Source organism: Enterococcus sp. DIV0236 (genome assembly GCF_050558525.1).
Taxonomy (GTDB): Bacteria; Bacillota; Bacilli; order Lactobacillales; family Enterococcaceae; genus Enterococcus; species Enterococcus faecalis.
The window spans coordinates 682,283-700,503 of sequence record NZ_CP187891.1 but is presented as its reverse complement, the minus strand read 5'-3'; the positions used below and the strand labels follow the sequence as shown (position 1 = coordinate 700,503).

16 protein-coding genes and 1 riboswitch are annotated in these 18,221 nt (G+C 37.5%); of the genes, 5 read left to right on the top strand and 11 right to left on the bottom strand.

All coding sequences use genetic code 11. The features are described from left to right. Window positions 1-199 precede the first annotated feature (199 nt). Window positions 200-967: a putative ABC transporter permease gene (locus tag IGK27_RS03370; protein ID WP_002391494.1), complete on the bottom strand. Its 768-nt coding sequence runs from the start codon at window positions 965-967 to the stop codon at window positions 200-202. A gap of 125 nt (window positions 968-1,092) precedes the next feature. Here IGK27_RS03370 and IGK27_RS03365 point away from each other — a divergent pair, with 125 nt between their 5' ends. Next, the gene (locus tag IGK27_RS03365; RefSeq protein WP_002363303.1) at window positions 1,093-2,820 is read left to right on the top strand and encodes an ABC transporter ATP-binding protein; all 1,728 of its coding nucleotides are present in this window, start codon (window positions 1,093-1,095) and stop codon (window positions 2,818-2,820) included. Beyond that, window positions 2,810-4,576, top strand: a complete 1,767-nt coding sequence (locus tag IGK27_RS03360) for an ABC transporter ATP-binding protein (protein WP_010710751.1) — start codon at window positions 2,810-2,812, stop codon at window positions 4,574-4,576. The genes IGK27_RS03365 and IGK27_RS03360 overlap by 11 nt, the downstream gene beginning before the upstream one ends. A 51-nt stretch (window positions 4,577-4,627) precedes the next feature. Here IGK27_RS03360 and IGK27_RS03355 read toward each other — a convergent pair whose 3' ends face one another. Beyond that, entirely contained in the window at window positions 4,628-5,176 is a 549-nt protein-coding gene (locus tag IGK27_RS03355) for a folate family ECF transporter S component (RefSeq protein ID WP_002385065.1), read from the bottom strand. Window positions 5,177-5,206: 30 nt separating this feature from the next. Beyond that, a riboswitch (THF riboswitch) is annotated at window positions 5,207-5,374 on the bottom strand. Window positions 5,375-5,440: 66 nt separating this feature from the next. Then, entirely contained in the window at window positions 5,441-5,863 is a 423-nt protein-coding gene (gene mgsA / locus IGK27_RS03350) for a methylglyoxal synthase (RefSeq protein ID WP_002355823.1), read from the bottom strand. 185 nt (window positions 5,864-6,048) lie between these two features. On the opposite strand from mgsA, the gene IGK27_RS03345 reads away from it, so the two are divergent. Then, the gene (locus IGK27_RS03345; protein ID WP_033626375.1) at window positions 6,049-7,152 is read left to right on the top strand and encodes an ABC transporter ATP-binding protein; all 1,104 of its coding nucleotides are present in this window, start codon (window positions 6,049-6,051) and stop codon (window positions 7,150-7,152) included. A 49-nt stretch (window positions 7,153-7,201) separates the two neighbouring features. Here the strand turns inward: IGK27_RS03345 and IGK27_RS03340 are convergent, their stop codons facing one another. The 4 genes from IGK27_RS03340 to IGK27_RS03325 all read right to left on the bottom strand — a co-directional run bounded on the left by IGK27_RS03340 (window position 7,202) and on the right by IGK27_RS03325 (window position 10,203). Then, window positions 7,202-7,819 (bottom strand): hypothetical protein, encoded by a 618-nt coding sequence (locus tag IGK27_RS03340; RefSeq protein WP_010822620.1) that lies wholly within the window; start codon window positions 7,817-7,819, stop codon window positions 7,202-7,204. A gap of 126 nt (window positions 7,820-7,945) precedes the next feature. After that, a complete protein-coding gene (gene rsmA / locus IGK27_RS03335; protein WP_002358849.1) occupies window positions 7,946-8,833 on the bottom strand; it encodes a 16S rRNA (adenine(1518)-N(6)/adenine(1519)-N(6))-dimethyltransferase RsmA in 888 nt (295 codons plus the stop codon). A gap of 18 nt (window positions 8,834-8,851) precedes the next feature. Further along, entirely contained in the window at window positions 8,852-9,436 is a 585-nt protein-coding gene (rnmV, locus tag IGK27_RS03330) for a ribonuclease M5 (RefSeq protein ID WP_002355818.1), read from the bottom strand. Beyond that, window positions 9,433-10,203 carry a TatD family hydrolase gene (locus tag IGK27_RS03325; RefSeq protein WP_002355817.1) on the bottom strand — a complete coding sequence of 257 codons (771 nt, stop codon included), beginning with the start codon at window positions 10,201-10,203 and terminating at the stop codon, window positions 9,433-9,435. Before IGK27_RS03325 ends, rnmV begins: the two co-directional genes overlap by 4 nt. A gap of 134 nt (window positions 10,204-10,337) precedes the next feature. Here IGK27_RS03325 and IGK27_RS03320 point away from each other — a divergent pair, with 134 nt between their 5' ends. Further along, window positions 10,338-12,560, top strand: coding sequence for a HelD family protein (locus tag IGK27_RS03320; RefSeq protein ID WP_174089856.1), 2,223 nt, complete (start codon window positions 10,338-10,340; stop codon window positions 12,558-12,560). Between the two features lie 120 nt (window positions 12,561-12,680). After that, window positions 12,681-13,286, top strand: coding sequence for a hypothetical protein (locus IGK27_RS03315; protein ID WP_002383359.1), 606 nt, complete (start codon window positions 12,681-12,683; stop codon window positions 13,284-13,286). A gap of 58 nt (window positions 13,287-13,344) precedes the next feature. Here IGK27_RS03315 and IGK27_RS03310 read toward each other — a convergent pair whose 3' ends face one another. The 4 genes from IGK27_RS03310 to IGK27_RS03295 form a co-directional block, all read right to left on the bottom strand. Beyond that, window positions 13,345-13,620 carry a hypothetical protein gene (locus tag IGK27_RS03310; protein ID WP_002361374.1) on the bottom strand — a complete coding sequence of 92 codons (276 nt, stop codon included), beginning with the start codon at window positions 13,618-13,620 and terminating at the stop codon, window positions 13,345-13,347. Between the two features lie 99 nt (window positions 13,621-13,719). Continuing rightward, entirely contained in the window at window positions 13,720-15,729 is a 2,010-nt protein-coding gene (gene metG, locus IGK27_RS03305) for a methionine--tRNA ligase (RefSeq protein WP_002355813.1), read from the bottom strand. A gap of 187 nt (window positions 15,730-15,916) precedes the next feature. Beyond that, on the bottom strand, window positions 15,917-17,308 hold the full coding sequence (locus IGK27_RS03300; protein WP_002355812.1) for an amino acid permease: 1,392 nt from the start codon (window positions 17,306-17,308) through the stop codon (window positions 15,917-15,919). Between the two features lie 40 nt (window positions 17,309-17,348). Beyond that, a complete protein-coding gene (locus IGK27_RS03295; RefSeq protein WP_033626373.1) occupies window positions 17,349-18,212 on the bottom strand; it encodes a GRP family sugar transporter in 864 nt (287 codons plus the stop codon). Window positions 18,213-18,221: the final 9 nt, after the last annotated feature.

Sequence of the window (18,221 nt, the reverse complement as noted above, 5' to 3'; positions counted from 1 at the left end):
TTGTTTTATTTCAATCATGTTACAATTTGTTACAATTTAAATGCAACTCTTTTTTTATCCTGCGTTTATTCATTAGTCCATTTCTATCTCAATTCTTTAAGAATTTCTTAAGACGCCTTAAAAACTAGCTTTTGACGATTTTTCTTTTTTTTATCCCATTAGACCATTGATTGAAATATTTTGTAATATTTTTTGTTAATTATTGGCCCTTTTTCTTCAAATCTTCTAAGAGATGCCGAACTTCTTTGGAATTTTTAATGTTTTTTAAAGTTAGTTTTGGGTAATTGTTAATAAAACGACGTTGTTGGAAATTTAACCGATTTTGGAAATGCTCTTTTTTGGTTCGTTCTTTTAACTTCTGCCAATCAGCTGTAGCGATTTCCATTTTTGTGTTCAACCGTTGCTTAAATTCTTGTTGGTTCGTTTCCAACGTTTGGCCCATCTCGGTAATAAGTTTTTTGAAACCTTGCATGTTCAGCAACGTATAAATTAAGTCAAGCCCCATTACAATCACTATGCAAAGTGCTAAGTAGTTGCCAAAGATTGCTTGTAAAAAACTGACAACTTTGGCGATTTCTGGTTGAATAACTTTGACAATCAAGACACACCCCAATCCCCAAAAAAGAGAAACCGGTAAAGCCACGCGACCGTTTAAATTAAAAGGTACATCATGATAATCCCACCAAGAGGCATGGAACAGTTTTTCCAAGCCATAACTAGTGACATATTCTAAAATCGTCACTAAAACAGCCGATCCGACATACAATACCAAGAGATTGTTTTCAAAGGGTTCCACAAAATAGAGAACGCTTAAGACCCCAAATCCATAAATAGGACAATAGGGCCCTACCAAAAATCCTCGATAAACAAATTTTTTAGCTTTTAATGAACAATACACCGTTTCCCATAACCAGCCGATAAAGGAATAAATAAAAAATAACAAAATAACCTGACTCATTTTTTCCACGTTTCTGTCACACTCCACTTCTTTGCGCTTTTCTTCTATTTTAACAGAAGTTGAGAAAATGTAGCGAACAACTTTCTTTCATTGAAAGATTAGGCTACAATGAGAGCAGCAAAGGGAGGAATCTTATGTTTGGTTTATTGAAATACGCAAAAAATTATCGAAAACAAATTATCCTCGGTCCAGTCTTCAAATTTTTAGAAGCTTGTTTCGAGTTAGTCTTGCCCTTATTCATGGCTCACTTAGTCGATGTCGGTATTCGTCAAAACGACCGACAGACTGTCATAGAAATGGCCCTCTGGATGCTTGTTATGTCGTTAGTTGGTTTATTTTTTGTCATGATTTGTCAATATTATGCTTCAGTCGCTTCGCAAGGTTTTGGGACGGAGCTAAGAAATCAATTAATGAAGAAAATTAATCAGCTTTCACACAAAGAATTGAATAGTTTTGGTACAGATACCCTCATCACCCGGATCACAAACGATATCAACCAGCTTCAATTGGCTTTAGCGATGTTTATTCGGTTGGTCATTCGGACACCTTTTTTAAGTATTGGTTCTGTGGTCATGGCTTTTTACATTGATGTGCAGATGGGCTTTCTTTTCCTATTACTTTTACCAATTTTTAGCCTTATTCTCTTTATTATCATTAAAGTGACTGTGCCTTTATATCAAAAAGTCCAAGAATATTTGGATCGGTTAAACCGTCAAATTAGTCAAAATTTAAGCGGTGTCCGTGTGATCCGTGCGTTTGCTAGAAAGGAAACAGAGCAACGACATGTTGATAAAGCTTCAGATGATTTAGGCGATATTTACATTCGCGTATCGAATGTCTCTGCTTTATTAACGCCTTTAACCACTTTGATTATGAATGTTGGAATTTTATTTTTACTTTATTTTAGTGGCTTAAAAGTTTCTTTCGGTTCCTTGCAACAAGGGGAAGTTTTAGCATTGATCAATTATATGAATCAAATGATGCTCGCTTTAATTGTTGCTTCTAATCTCGTGGTAATTTTTACGCGAGCCGCCGCTTCCGCAAACCGTGTCAATGAGGTTTTAACTGTAGAAAGCCAGTTAACAGATACACCAGAATCAGCAAAAACATCTCCACAATTTGGTGATATTACCTTTGACCATGTAGATTTTCGCTATGAACCAGAGGCCGGTTTGGCTTTGGAAAATATCAATTTTACGATTCCTAAAGGCTCAATTCTCGGCATCACAGGACCTACCGGCAGCGGAAAAAGTACCTTAACCCAACTCATTCCCAGATTTTATGATGTGAGTGCAGGAAACCTTTTTATTAATGGTATAAATGTGCGCGATTGGCCGCTCTTTACTTTACGCCAACAAGTGGCAAGTGTCCCACAAACTGCCGTCTTATTTACAGGGACTATTCGAGAAAACTTACAATGGGGCAAACCAAATGCAACTGATGAAGACTGTTGGGAAGCATTAGCTATCGCCCAATGTAAAGAATTTGTTGAACAATTAGACCAAGGGTTAGACACGCCTGTTAACGAAGGCGGAAAAAACTTTTCTGGTGGACAAAGACAACGGTTGACCATTGCCCGTGCCTTGATTAGGAAACCGCATTTACTTATTTTAGATGATTCCTTGAGTGCCCTCGACTATCAAACAGATTTGAATCTGCGCCGTGCTTTACAAAAAGAACGAGCAGAGACAACCGTTATTTTAATTTCACAACGCGTGAGTTCGATTGCTACGGCGAATCAAATTTTAGTCCTAGATAGTGGAAAAGTCGCTGGCCTTGGCACCCACGAAGAATTACTTACTTCTTCTAAAGAGTATCAAGAAATCGTTGCGTCACAGGAGGAGGATACCCATGCAAACTAAAAAAATTCATTTTGGTGCCTTCTCACGTTTTAAGCCGTATTTACTACGCTATCCAAAAGAAATTATTGGCGCCTTAATCCTAGGAATTCTCAGTGGTTTTTCGACTGTCCTCATGACTTATTATATAGGTAAATCCGTTGATACAATGGTTGGTAAAGGACAAGTCAATGCTGCGCAACTCATCAAAATTTTAGGTTTATTAGCAGGAATTTTACTCGTAACCGTTCTAAGTCAATGGCTGATTCAACGTCTCGGTAATCGCGTGTCTTATTTATCGACCACACAGCTGAGAAAAGATGCCTTTGCCCATTTAAATCAATTACCGTTAAGTTATTATGACCAAACGTCACACGGAAATATCGTCAGTCGCTTTACCAACGATATTGACAATATTTCAATGGCTTGCTCGGCTGTCTTCAACCAATTATTTTCCGGCATGGCCACCGTCGTTGTTGCTTTGCTCTTTATGATTCGGCTAAGTCCCCTGCTCACATTAGTGGTTCTTATCAGTACGCCGATTATTTTTATTGTAAACTGGCTTGTTGCAAAAGCTTCACAAAAAAACTTTGCTGCACAACAAACGATTGTTGGTGAAATTTCCGGCTTCGTTTCAGAAATGGTTGGCAACCAAAAAATTGTTAAAGCCTTTCAACAAGAACAAGCTACGCAAGAAACATTTGAAGCATTGAATCAAACGTTGTATGAAAAAGGACAGAAGGCTCAGTTTTCTTCCTCCTTAACCAACCCACTTTCTCGATTTATCGACCATTTATCTTATTTATCGATTGGATTAGTCGGTGGCTTGTTAGTTTTAAGTGGCAATCCTTTAGTCACAGTTGGTGTTATTTCCAGTTTCACCATTTACTCTAGTCAATTTTCTAAACCTTTTATTGAACTCTCAGGAATCACCAACCAAATCCAAGCAGCCTTAGCTGGATTGGAACGTACCTTTGATATGATGGATCAACCAGTTGAACGTCCTGATGCCCCGAACGCAATTATTTTGAAAGAAGCGCGAGGCCGTGTTGAATTTAAAGACGTTGATTTTTCTTACACGCCGACGCGACCTTTAATCGAAAACTTTAATTTAATTGCTGAACCAGGAGAAACAATTGCCATTGTTGGGCGAACTGGTGCGGGTAAATCAACATTAGTGAATTTGTTAATGCGCTTTTACGAGGTCGACCGTGGCCAAATTACGGTTGATACTCACGACATTACTCAAATTACTCGGGACAGCTTACGAAAAAGTTTTGGTATGGTTCTCCAAGATACTTGGCTATTCGATAGTTCCATTCGGGAAAATTTAACATACGGGAATCCTGAAGCCTCTGACGAAGAAATTATAGAAGCCATGAAAAAAGCCCATATTTTTGATTTCGTCATGCGTTTACCTCAAGGACTAGATACCGAGATTGGTTCCCAAGGCGTTAAAATTTCTGAAGGACAACGACAATTAATGACTATTGCACGCACGATGATTAGTAATCCGCCGATGCTTATTTTAGATGAAGCGACCAGTTCAGTTGATACATTGACTGAGCAAAAAATTCAGGATGCTTTTTTACAAATGATGACTGGCCGGACCAGTTTTGTTATTGCCCATCGCTTAGCAACAATCAAAAGTGCTGAAAAAATTCTAGTTATGGACAATGGTCAAGTGGTTGAAATTGGCACCCATGACGAATTATTGCAAAAAGAACAGGGTTATTATCGTGACCTTTACGAAGCGCAGTTTAATCAAAAAGCACAATAAAAAAGAGTCACTTTTCTGGGATGATGAAAAGTGACTCTTTTAATTTTAAATTTATTGATCTAATTCAGATAATGGCTTCCCAAATAAACGTTTAAAGGGAATTTTATTGCCTAAATAATAAGTGGCAATTACTTGAATAGGAAAGAAAATAACTGTTTTAATTAAGCGTGGTACCCACCAAGCAAAATTTGCTAGATTGACGCCATACATTAAACTTAACCACAAAGGAGTTAAAATGATATTAATTAAAACGGTGACCAACAATGTCGCCAAAATCACTCGTTGCCATGTCATTTCTTTCTTATAATAGAAATAACCATAAATAGCACCAGCCAAAAAGGCATTTAAAGTAAACCCAGGAAAATAGCCTGCCTTTGGAAAAAGCAGCATTCCTACCACATCAGCCACCGCCGTGCCGATTCCAGCCCAAAAAGGTCCGAAAATCATCCCAATCAATGATTCTGGAATAAACGTGAAACTGATTTTTAAAAACGTTGTTTCATACGCAAAAAAGCGTGAAAAGACAACGACCACCGCAATGAGTACGCCCATTAACGCAATGGATTTTGTGCCAAATTTTTTCTTTGTCATTTTTAGCATCTCCTCTAAGAGCTGCTACATGACGAACCATGCAGCGAATGCGAAAACAAAACCGCGAACATTAAAAAGCTGAACGTGTTGTTCTGATGATAAGCAAAGTAAGAACCTTTGCTTTCTAGCAACACACTGTTTATGTTCTTCGTCCAAAAGGCAACATCCCATCCTTTTAGCACTTAACGCTTTGTCTCCTACTCTGTTATTTTATTTGGACAAAAGTCCTCATAAAATATACCACAAAATAGTCAAAATAACCATTAAGGTTCTCTAAAAAGCTAACGGTCGACGATCCCCTTCATGGATAACCTCACGGAAGTCCGCAAACCCCGCCTCGACACCTCTCAAAAGAATTTCAGCACTGCCGATATTGGTCGCTAAAGGAATTTCATAGACATCACTTAGACGAATCAAAGCCGTCACGTCTGGTTCATGCGGTTGCGCGGAAAGAGGATCTCTTAAAAAAATAACTAAATCAATGTTGTCTTCCGATATCATTGCGCCAATCTGTTGATCCCCACCTAATGGCCCCGATTTAAAGCAATGCACGGGTAAGCCAGTTGCTTCCATCACTTTCATGCCTGTCGTTCCCGTTGCATACAATTCATGTTTTTCTAAAATATGTTTATAAGCGGTTGCTAGTTTGATCATTAATGTTTTTTTACGATCATGAGCGATTAAAGCGATTTTCATGTTATCCAACTCCTGTCTTTGTTATATTATAACAAAAGTTTAGCGATAAATCCGCTGAGAGTGTTTGTCCTTTGTCACCTTGACGAAAAAGTCTTCTTTTTCTTGTGCAACTCTCCCTTGCCGAAAGATAGCGTTTTCATTTAAACTGTGAGTAACAAATCAAAAAGAAAAGAGTGACGTATCAAATGGTGGAAATGGCGCTTAGAAATGTGTATAAAAAATATGACAATGCAGAACATTATTCTGTTACAGATTTTAACTTAGAAATTACAGACCGTGAATTTATCGTCTTTGTCGGACCTTCTGGTTGCGGTAAATCAACAACATTGCGAATGATTGCTGGCTTAGAAGATATTACTGAAGGTGAATTATCAATTGGGGACAAAGTCATGAATGACGTTGCACCGAAAGATCGTGATATTGCCATGGTTTTCCAAAACTATGCGCTTTATCCGCATATGACTGTTTTTGATAACATGGCTTTTGGTTTAAAACTAAGAAAATATGATAAAGCTGAAATTAAAAAACGGGTGGAAAATGCTGCGGATATTCTGGGCTTAACAGAGTACTTACAGCGTAAACCTGCGGCGCTTTCTGGTGGACAACGCCAACGTGTTGCACTTGGCCGGGCAATTGTCCGTGATGCCAAAGTCTTTTTAATGGATGAACCTTTATCAAACTTGGATGCAAAATTACGTGTAGCCATGCGTGCTGAAATCGCTAAACTACACCAACGTTTAGAAACTACGACAATTTATGTGACACATGACCAAACCGAAGCGATGACCATGGCTGATCGAATCGTAATTATGAAAGATGGCTTTATTCAACAAATTGGTTCACCAAAAGAAGTTTACAATACACCAAAAAATATGTTCGTAGCTGGGTTCATCGGCTCACCTGCCATGAATTTCTTCAAAGTTACCTTAAACAATGGGGTTATTTCTAACCAACATGGCTTAAATCTAGCAATTCCTGAAGGAAGAAACAAAGAGCTTGTTGAACATGGTTATGAAGGCAAAGAATTAATTTTCGGTATTCGTCCAGAAGATATTCATAGCGAACAAGTGGCTTTAACGGCAATGAAAGATGCGGTGATTAAATCTGAAGTCGTTGTTTCTGAATTATTAGGGGCTGAATCCATGCTTTATACAAAAATTGGTGATACAGAGTTTATCTCAAAAGTAGATGCTCGTGACTTCCACCATCCTGGTGAAATGATTGACTTAGCTTTTGATATTAACAAAGGACATTTCTTCGACCCTCAAACAGAAGAAGTCATTAAATAAAAAATCTCGAGGCATCCGTCACAATGACGGATGCCTCGATTGTTTCTCTTTATGCTAATTTAACCTTCTTCTTTATCGCTTTGGGTTGTTTCGCTTCTGTAAAAGTTGGAATATCTACATGTTTACTTAAGGTACTTGCTAAAAAGTAGGCAATACTGAAATCCACCAAACTATGAATTAATCCACCAACGCCCATCAAAAGAAAAATAGAATACATGAAGCCGGCTGTATAATAGGTTCCTGGCAAGTTGCCCATTGTGTAAAATACAGAAACAACCACTAGCTCGGCAGCAGAATGAATCACTCCAATTCCCACGTTAAACAACTGTAATTTCCCATTTAATAAAGTGAATTTCCCCTCTTTATTGATTAAAATTTCTGGATGCTTTTGTAAAATCACTGCGCCAATGACTGCAAAAATCAAATGAGATAAGGCCCGCAAAGCAATAATCGGTGTTGCGGATAAGAAAAAACCAAAACCTGTTCCTAGACTAACCGCAATTGCCACCACTGGAGAAATAAACATGGCAATAAAAACTGGGACGTGACTTGCTAATGTAAAACTGGCTGGACCAATGGTAATTCTTGGCATAACCATTGGAATGATAATCCCCATTGCAATTAAAAGTGCTGAAATTGTTAAACGTTTTACTGAGTTTGTTTTCATTAAAACTGCCTCCTAAAGGTGTCATGACACCTTTTGTTTTTCTCAAGTGTAGCTGAACGGCCGCAATGTGTCAAGACACATAAAAGAACTTTCTGTTATTTCTCATAAATAACAGAAAGTTCTTTTTTATACTGGTTTATTTTTTTCTAAAGCATTACTTAAACGAGCGAATTCTTCTAAAGACAATGTTTCACCACGTCTAGAAGGATCAATTTCTGCTTCAGCTAGACTCTCTTTTAGCCAAGCCACCGTTTGTTCATCTTTCCCATAAAAATGCGTTAAGTTATTCCACAATGTTTTACGTCTTAATTGGAAACTGGCTTTGGTTAATTTAAAAAATTCTTTTTCATTGGTCACTGTCACTGCTGGTGTAGCACGGCGCGTCAATTTAATAATCGCCGAGTCAACATTGGGCTGCGGCACAAAAACTGTTTTTGGCACAATAAAGGCGACACTTGCTTCCATAAAATATTGGACAGCAATTGATAATGAGCCATAAGCTTTCGTTCCTGGTTTAGCAGCAATTCGATCAGCGACCTCTTTTTGCATCATCACAACCATTTCGGCTACATCTAAAGAAGATTCTAAAAAATGCATCATAATTGGCGTAGTAATATAGTAAGGTAGGTTAGCTACCACTTTAATCGGATACTTCTCTTGAAAAACTTGGTTGGTTGTCTCGACCAAATCAGCTTTTAAAACATCTTGATGCACCACTGTCACATTATCATAGCGACTTAAGGTATCTGCTAAGACAGGAATCAAGCGATCATCAATCTCAAAAGCTACAACTTGTGCCGCGTTCATCGCTAATTGCTCTGTTAATGCACCAATTCCAGGCCCGACTTCGACAACATTTGTCTGCTGATTGATTCCCGCTGTTTCTACAATTTTTCTTAAAATATTAGGCTCTGTCAAAAAATTTTGACCTAAACTCTTTTTAAATGAAAATCCATGTTTTTTTAGTATTTCTTTGGTTCTGGATGGTGTGGCAATTTCTTTATAGTCCGTCACGCTTGTTCCTCCATGTAGTTATTCTTCGTTTGCAAGTTCTTTTAAAATACGTGTCATGCTTTCTTTCAATTCTGCTTCTGTAATCCGAAACATGCTTAACCGTTTGACTAACTGTTTGCTATTTGTATAGCCAATTCTTAGGTCATCTCCTAATAATTCACGGTATTTTTTTGCATTTGCTCCCGCTATTAAACCATATTCAACCAGTGTTTGTCTAGGAATTTCTTGATAGTCTTCATCAGCTTGAACAGGTGTTACGACTTTTTTTAAGGCTTCAATAATTGCTTCATCACTAGCATGTTCAACCCCTAGGCTACCACCATTTTTTTTAGGCACTGCGACTTTTCTTGATAAAAAAGCATGCTTTGCATCAGGGACAACTTCCATTATTGTTTTACGAATTTTTTCGCCCGAATAGTCTGGATCTGTAAAAATAATTACGCCTCTCGTTTCTTGTGCGTGTTCAATTTGTGTCAAAATTTCATCATTGATAGCAGAACCAATCGTTTCAATCGTATCCGCTTCAACTACCTCTTGAATGCGGCGTGTGTCGTCTTTTCCTTCAACGACAATGATTTCTGCAACTTTCATTTTTTCCTTCATTTATCTATCCGAAACAAGCGATGAGCGTTGACTCTCGTTTGTTCTGCCACTTCTTCAAAGGTTAGTTGTCGTAATTCAGCAATTTTTTCCACTACGTATCGTGTATAGCCTGGTTCATTCCGTTTACCACGATAAGGAACAGGGGCTAAATAGGGTGCATCTGTTTCCACCAACATTCGTTCAAGTGGTACCGCCATCGCCGCTTCTTGAACATCCAACGCCTTTTTAAACGTTACGACGCCACTAAAAGAAATATGCAAACCTAAATCTAAAAATTTCTTCATCCACTCGGCATCACCACTGAAACTATGCATGATTCCACCAATATCTGAAATTTTTTCATCTTTTAAAATTCGATAGGTATCTTCTAATGCCTCTCTCGTATGCACACTAAACGGTAAATTCATTTCCCGAGCAATCGCAATTTGACGGCGAAAGACTTTTTCTTGCACCTCTTTAGGATCCTCCATCCAGTAATAATCAAGACCGATTTCACCTAATGCGACAATTTTTGGCAACGTTAATTGTTCTTGTAATCGTCGTTCAACCTCTGGCGTATAGCTACCCGCTTCTGTTGGATGCCAACCAATGATACTATAAATATTGGCATATTCCTGACTAAGTAAAAGAGATTTTTCAATCGTTGGTTCATCAAAACCGACCACGGCCATCTCTGTAACACCCAATTTTTGGGCATGTGCAATCGTTTCTGGAATATCATCATTAAATTGTTCTGCATTCAAATGTGTATGTGTATCAAAAATCATTATGATTGCCTCCTTTATCTCCTCTCTACTTTATCATATTTCTTGAAAAATCTGAATGACTAGGCGACAAGATTCGCCATTTCCTCATAAACAGCGCTTGCATTTATGCTAAAAGTAACGTATACTATTCAGTCATGTTATTAAAAGGAGGAATCTCCATGACCGATGAAAAAATTTATGAACAACAGCATTTAACAACGGTTTATCATGAGCTGCAAGCGGCTAAAAAAGTTTACGAAGAGCAATTGGCGAACACAATGAAAGATGGCAAACATATGCTAGAAGAATTTGGTCGCGATTCTAAGCTGAATTTTGATAGTTATGCCGATAATCTAGAAACGTTTGCCATGTTGGAAATGAAGAACCGTGAAATTGATCAATGGAACTTAAAAAATGAAGCAACAGCTAAAAATTTAGACAAAGTGAAACGCCTATTACAAGTTCCTTATTTTGGCAAAATTGGCGTGACTTTTGAAGACAGCCCTGAAGAGCCAGAAAACTTTTATATTGGCGTAAACGATTTTACTTCTTTAGAAGAAGAAACGCGCATTCACGATTGGCGCTCACCGATTGCTTCGTTATTTTATGACAATGTTTTAGGGAAAACAGCCTACACGGCACATCAACAAACCATTCCTGTACAACTTGATTTGAAAAGACAGTTAATTATTGAAAAAGATCAATTAATCAACTATTTTGACACAACCATTGCGATTCAAGATGATGTGTTATTGCATTCTTTAGAAGAAGATGCTTCTCCTTATATGAAGGACATTACGACAACCATCCAACAAGAACAAAATCAAATAATTCGTGACGAAACGCAGCCACTCCTACTAGTCAACGGGATTGCCGGTAGTGGGAAAACGTCTGCGATTATGCAACGGATTGCTTATTTACTTTATCAACATCGAGTAGAAATTACAGCGGATAATATTTTATTACTTTCACCAAATTCAACATTTATTGATTATATTTCTCAAGTTTTACCGAATTTAGGCGAACGAAATCCCTTGAATTTGACTCTTTTACAATTTTTGCGCTTCACTACCAAAGAAGCATGGCCAATGGAAGAAGAAACGGACTATTTCGAACGCATTACTCGCTCTGAGGCAACGGAGCAAGAGCACGTTATTCGTTCAAAAGAATTTGCAACGTTTCTTTTAAGCAATCCTGAAAAAGCGGTTGTGCAGCCACATTTTTTCCGTCCTTTAACTTTTAAAAAGCAGACCTTATTTACTTCAGAAACAATTTTTAAACTTTATCAAGAAACACCAGCTGACTTGAGTATTCGCCAACGAATTTCAGCCACAAAAGAAAAGTTAACCAGTCTTTGGACACGGTACTTATTAAAACAAGCCCATTCTAAAAAAATGTTGGATCAATTCCAAGATTTAACAGAAGCTGAACAAGTTCGTTATTTTGGCACAGTGATTACCGAAGATAATGAAAAACATCTGGCTGATTTTGCTTTAAAACGTTTGAAGAAAAAATATCGCTCTGTCACTGCCGCTATCAAAAATGATGCTTGGCTAGATCAATGGGCCTTTTTTGAAACGTTTTATTCTTTATTCACTGAAAAATCGTATCAAAAAGAGACAGCTGTTTTCACAGCCGATGAAATTGTGGCCCTTATTTTGGTGAAACATGCATTTATTGAAAACCTCGCCAACCAGCAAATGGCTTTTATCCTAGTCGATGAAGTCCAAGATTATACAGAAGCCCAATTATTATTACTGCTGACACTTTTCCCTAAAGCTAGTTTTACTTTAGCTGGTGATGAAAATCAAGCCATTTTTAATACAGCCATTGAATTTTCTGAAGCCCATGATTTATTGGTTAACGAAACCAGCCGTTCTGTTGGAACGTATCAATTATTAAACAGTTACCGTTCAAGTAAAGAAATTACACGACTCTTCCAAACATTAGGTACTCAACCAGAGCAATTAACCATTGTGCCCATCCGGCATGATGGAGAAAAGCCGACATTTATTCCTTGTGACTCTGCGTCTGACTATCTTAAAGCAATCGTCACTTCCATTGCAACTTTTGATCCGAAAGAAAGCACCGCCATTATTACTAAAACATTTGCAGAAAAAGAACAATTAACAAAAGAACTTAGTGCTTCTCTTTCATTGGAAGAACATCCGTCACTGCAAGTTTTATCAATTGATATGGCAAAAGGTCTAGAATTTGATAATGTAATTCTTCATAACCCAAATGTTAATCGTTATTCCGACAATAAACGAGATAAAAAAATCCTGTATACTGCTATTTCTCGTGGAATGAAACGGGTCGTTTTACCTTATACCGGCACACTTTCTGAATGGTTTACACCTTACTTGGCAGCCCGGTAACTGAGACTTAAGGCGGATTTTATTTTTAGAAAAACCACTTATAATAGACGAGTAGGTACTGCTTTTTAATTAGCAGACCTACTCGTTTGTTGTCTCTTAAGTTGAGAGGAGCGTGAGAAGGTGAAACAATCACCTGATTTAGAAAATTTTTTAAAAACCTCTATCCAAAAAAATGTAACTATTGAGCGAAAACAACAAAACCAAACCATTTGGCACTGGCTACTGCTTATTTTATTTGGCTTGCTAACCTTTGGCTCACTGACACAGCAGTTACTCCTAATTGGCTTGTTTACACTTATTGCCGCTATTGTTAAAGGTCCCTTAATGCTCGTCTGGGGAACCATCTATTCGGCGTTAGTGGCTTTGTTTCCACCTTTTGCTTTAGTCCTATCTTTACTTTTTTTTATAATTAATTTAGGCACTGTTATGAAAAGTTGGCGTATTACTTTAACAAGTGCTTACTTTTATCTAATTCCTTTAGGTTTTAGTCTCTTGAAAACGACCGACTGGGTATCAACGCCTTATTTCCTGACAGGCTTGGCTTTGTTAAGTATTTTAGGGCTGCATTTTATATTAGAGTGGCTCTATAAAAATAATAGCTTAGGCCGTTTACTCACGTGGCAAATTATTAGTGTCCCTTTTTCACTCTTACTGATCATTTTACCAAGTCGCCTAACGAAAGGCCGTTTTGGTAAAAAACGAATACCTAAAAAAGTGAAACTCTAACATAGAAAAGCCTAGGAAAAATCGCAAATGATTTTTTCTAGGCTTTTCTTCGATTCTTTTAATTTAAAAATTCGTTGATTTTCGATTTTAGGACGTCGATAAAACTGGAGAAAGAGAGTTCATTTGTTTGTGAATATGTCCAATGAGCCAATAACAGAAAAACTAAAATAACCAGTATCGCAACCACTAAAAAGGTTCTAATTCTTGCCCTTCTTTTTCTACGTTGAACTGTTAGCCGTGCTTGTTCCCTTACTCTCATAGCTTCTAAATAATACGGACGCCATTTAGGATCATTTTTTCGTTGCTCATAAAATTTAAATTTATGATAAGCCATCAAACTTCCCCCACATCAAATCACTTTTCTTCTAGTATACAAAAAAAGTAGTAAAGATAAAAGGTTACAATTCACCTTTTATCTTTACTACTTATGCTTTTATGCGATTCCTGCACCATTTGGCATTTCTTTTGGTGCTTCAACAATTTGAAGTTTCCCTTCTGGTGATTCAGCTGAAAGAATCATTCCTTGGCTAATTTGACCACGCATTTTTCTTGGTTTTAAGTTAGCCACAATGACTACTTTTTTGCCAATTAGCGCAGCTGGATCTGGATAAAATTCAGCAATACCTGAAAGAATTTGACGATGGTTTTCATCTCCAGCATCTAAACGGAATTGCAATAATTTATCTGCTCCTTTGACTTTTTTACAGTCAATAACTTCGGCAACTTTTAATTCCACTTTATCGAAATCATCGTACTTAATTTGCTTTTCTTTCGTTGAAACCAACGTTGTTTCTTCTGGATTCCATTTAATATCCTCTTCTGTAGCACTTTCGCTTTGGGACATTTTCTTTTGAATATACGTCACTTCTGTTTCAATTTCTAAACGTGGGAAAATAGGTGTTCCTTTACTTGTTACTGTTACATCTGTTGGAAACTCACCAAAATGAATATTTTCCATGTTCATTGTTTCTGGATCTAAGCCTAATTGTTCGAAAATTTTCCCTGGTGTTTCTGTCATGACTGGTTGCAATAAGATTGCCACAATTCGTAAGCTTTCCGCTAAATGGATCATGACACTTTCTAATTCGTTGCGTTTCTCTTCTTCTTTAGCCAATACCCAAGGCGCTGTTTCATCAATATATTTATTTGCACGAGAAACTAGCGTCCAGATTTCTGCAATGGCCGTATTAAATTCCATTTTTTCCATTGCTTCATGATATTTTCCAATAACATTCGCCGCAGTTGTCGATAGTTCACTATCAAATGGGGTAACTTTTGAAGCATAGGCTGGTACTTTGCCATCACAATATTTATTAATCATCGCAATTGTTCGATTCAACAAGTTTCCTAAGTCATTAGCTAAATCATAATTTAAGCGAGAAACGAAATCTTCTGGTGTAAAGACGCCATCACTACCAAATGGAATTGCTCGTAATAAATAGTAACGTAACGCATCTAGACCGTAGCGTTCTACTAACATTTCAGGGTAAACAACATTTCCTTTAGATTTAGACATTTTTCCGTCTTTCATCAATAACCAACCATGTCCAAAGACTTTTTTCGGTAATGGTAAATCCAAGGCCATTAACATAATTGGCCAATAAATCGTATGGAAACGCACGATTTCTTTCCCAACCATTTGCACGTTCGCAGGCCAATATTTTTGGAATAATGAATCATCTTCTGAGCCATAACCTAGTGCTGTAATATAGTTTGATAACGCATCAATCCATACGTAAACCACATGTTTTGGATCATTTTTTAATGGAATTCCCCAAGAGAAAGTCGTTCTTGAAACGGCTAAATCTTCCAATCCTGGTTTGATGAAGTTATTTAGCATCTCATTTTTACGAGATTCTGGTTGAATAAATTCTGGATGTTCTTCGTAATATTGTACCAAGCGATCCGCATATTTACTCATGCGGAAGAAATAGGATTCTTCTTTAACTAATTCGACTTCGTGACCACTTGGTGCTTTCCCACCAATGACATTGCCTTCATCGTCACGATATACTTCAGCTAATTGTGTTTCAGTGAAAAATTCTTCATCAGAAACTGAATACCAACCTTCATATTCTCCAAGGTAGATATCTCCTTGTTCTACTAAACGATCAAAAATTTGTTGCACGGCTGCCATGTGATAATCATCCGTTGTCCGAATAAATTTATCATAGCTGATATCTAATGTTTTCCATAATTTTTGAACATCTGCTGCCATTTTATCAACGTACTCTTTTGGTGTCACATTCAACTCAGCAGCTTTTTTTTCAATTTTTTGGCCATGTTCATCCACACCTGTTAAATAAAATACATCAAAACCCATTAAACGCTTGTAACGGGCCATTGCATCGCAGGCGATTGTTGTATATGAATTCCCAATATGTAACTTCCCACTTGGGTAATAAATTGGGGTGGTAATATAAAATGTTTCTTTCTGTGACATACAGAAAAAACCTCCTTTAGTCATTTTCCTAAACCCTCAGGATTTACTCCTAAACAGTATACCATAATTAGACATTATTAAACTATATTTCTTGTCGGTTTTCTCTTGAAAATGAAGAAAATGCCAGAAAGAAAAGAGAGAAACACCTGTCTATTTGACAAGTATTCCTCTCTTTTTTCGTTCATTTTTATTCTTTTGTCTCGAAACGAACGATACTATGGTGTCGTCCATAAAAGAAATAAATAGCCAAACCAATCACTACGGCTATGCCAAATACTTGCCAAGTAGCTAAAGACAATTGGAACATCAAAGCCGCGCAAACCACGATTGAAATTAATGGTAGAACCGGCACAAGTGGTACTTTAAATTCACCTGCTTGCGGTTCTCCTTTCATTGTCCGTAATTTGATAATTCCTAAAGCGAGAAACATCAGATAAAAGAGTGTCACGATATTTGTAAGTTCAGCCAACATCTCCATTGGAACAATCCCAGCAAAAACCATTGCTAAAAATCCAGCTACATAGGTTGCATTCTTAGGTGTGTGCCGCTTCTCATCGATTTTGCTCATAAACTGCGGCAATAATCCATCTTTACTAATCGCATAAATCACACGGGCTAAACTGTACATCATCGCAATCGTCACTGTTAATAAGGTTAAAATAGCACCAACTGAAATGATTGTCGCGATTGCGCCATGATTAATGAAGCGCATCGCAAAAGCCACCGGATCCTTGACCCCTAAATCCGTAAATGGAACAATCCCAGTTAAAACTAACGTAACAACAATATATAACAATGTTGAAATAATAATGGAACCAATAATCCCTTTTGGAATATCTTTTTTCGGATTCTTCACTTCCTCCGCGGCCATGCTGACCGCATCAAACCCTAGAAAGGCAAAGAAAACTAAAGCAGCACCACTGAAAACGCCTGAAAAACCATAAGGAATAAATGGTTGCCAGTTCGTTGGTTTCACATAAAAGATTCCCACGAGAACAAATAATAAAATAATCCCAAACTTCACGAAAACCATTAAGTTATTTAAACGTAACGCTGTTTTCGCTTCTAAAGATACCCAAAAAGTTACGGCTACAACGACCAACATGGCAATCAAATCAATATATGTACCATTTGTTGGATTATAAGCGCCACTTAACGCTTGCGGCAAAGAAAAACCTAAGCTATCCAAAAAGCCATGGACATAGCCTGACCAGCCTGAAGCAACGGATGAAACCGCCAAGAAAAACTCACAAATAATCATCCAACCAGTCATCCAAGCCACAATTTCTCCAAAGACCACATACATGTAGGCATACGGCCCACCAATGACCGGAATACGTGATGCAAATTCTGCATAGCATAAACCAGATAAAATAATCGCGGCTGCTGCTACCAGAAATGATAAGACGAGCCCTGGACCTGCATAGCGTTCCGCTGCGACACCTGTCACAACAAAAATCCCTGTTCCTACTACAGCCCCAATTCCTAGAAAAATTAAGTCCATCGTCTTAAGATTTTTTTTCATCCCACCACTGTCATTGACAGGCACAGTGATTTCTTTTTTTCTGAAAATAGACATGTGTTTACCCCCGTAAAAAAAATAAGCGTAAATAAACTATTTACGCTTTCATATACCCTAAAAGAATACCACCTAGAATAACAAAAATGCAACCAAAAATAACATAAAACATTTCTTTTTTTGATTTTCTTTCCCCTAAAAGGAAGATGCCCCCAAGAGTCGAAATAATAATCCCCATTTGTGATAAAGAGAAGCTAATAGCTAAGCCAATTTCACGCATGGTTAATAACATACAAATATTTCCTAAGCCCCAAAGCAGACCCGTCGTCATATTCATCCAAACAAAACGATCAACTTTGACTTTTTTGAAGGCAAATAAACTAGCCCCCACTAACATACCAATACTTTGTGGCAAAATAATTCCCCACGGATCTAAACCAGTGGCATTAATAATGATGGTATAGACGCCATACCCAACTGTTGAGAAAATCAACGCCCGAATCCCTTTATTAAAATCTAACATACTGTTTGAGGTTTTCGGTTGACTATCATCATCTTGTCGAGCTGTTAAATACACCCCAAAAACTAAAAAGGCCAAAGCGATAAAGCCCACAACAAAGTCTTTTGTTTTTGTCCATTCATGGAAAAAAACAGCCCCTGCAACGGTATTAACAACTAACTGCATCCCAGTTGAAATTGGTAAGCCAACTGAAACGCCCATATATTTCATGCTATGAAATTGTTGATTCTGTCCCAAACTCCAGAATAAACCAGATATAAATCCAACAATTAATGTGGCTGTCGTCAACGTAGGCTGGATGACAAAAAAGACAACAATTGAAAATAGTAATGCGCCGATTGTCATACCTAACGTTTGTTGATTGGCGCTTCCACCAATTTTACCGCTGACTAAACCAATACTGCCCCACGCAATCATGGGCACTAAAGCGATAAGTAAACTCATAATATTCTC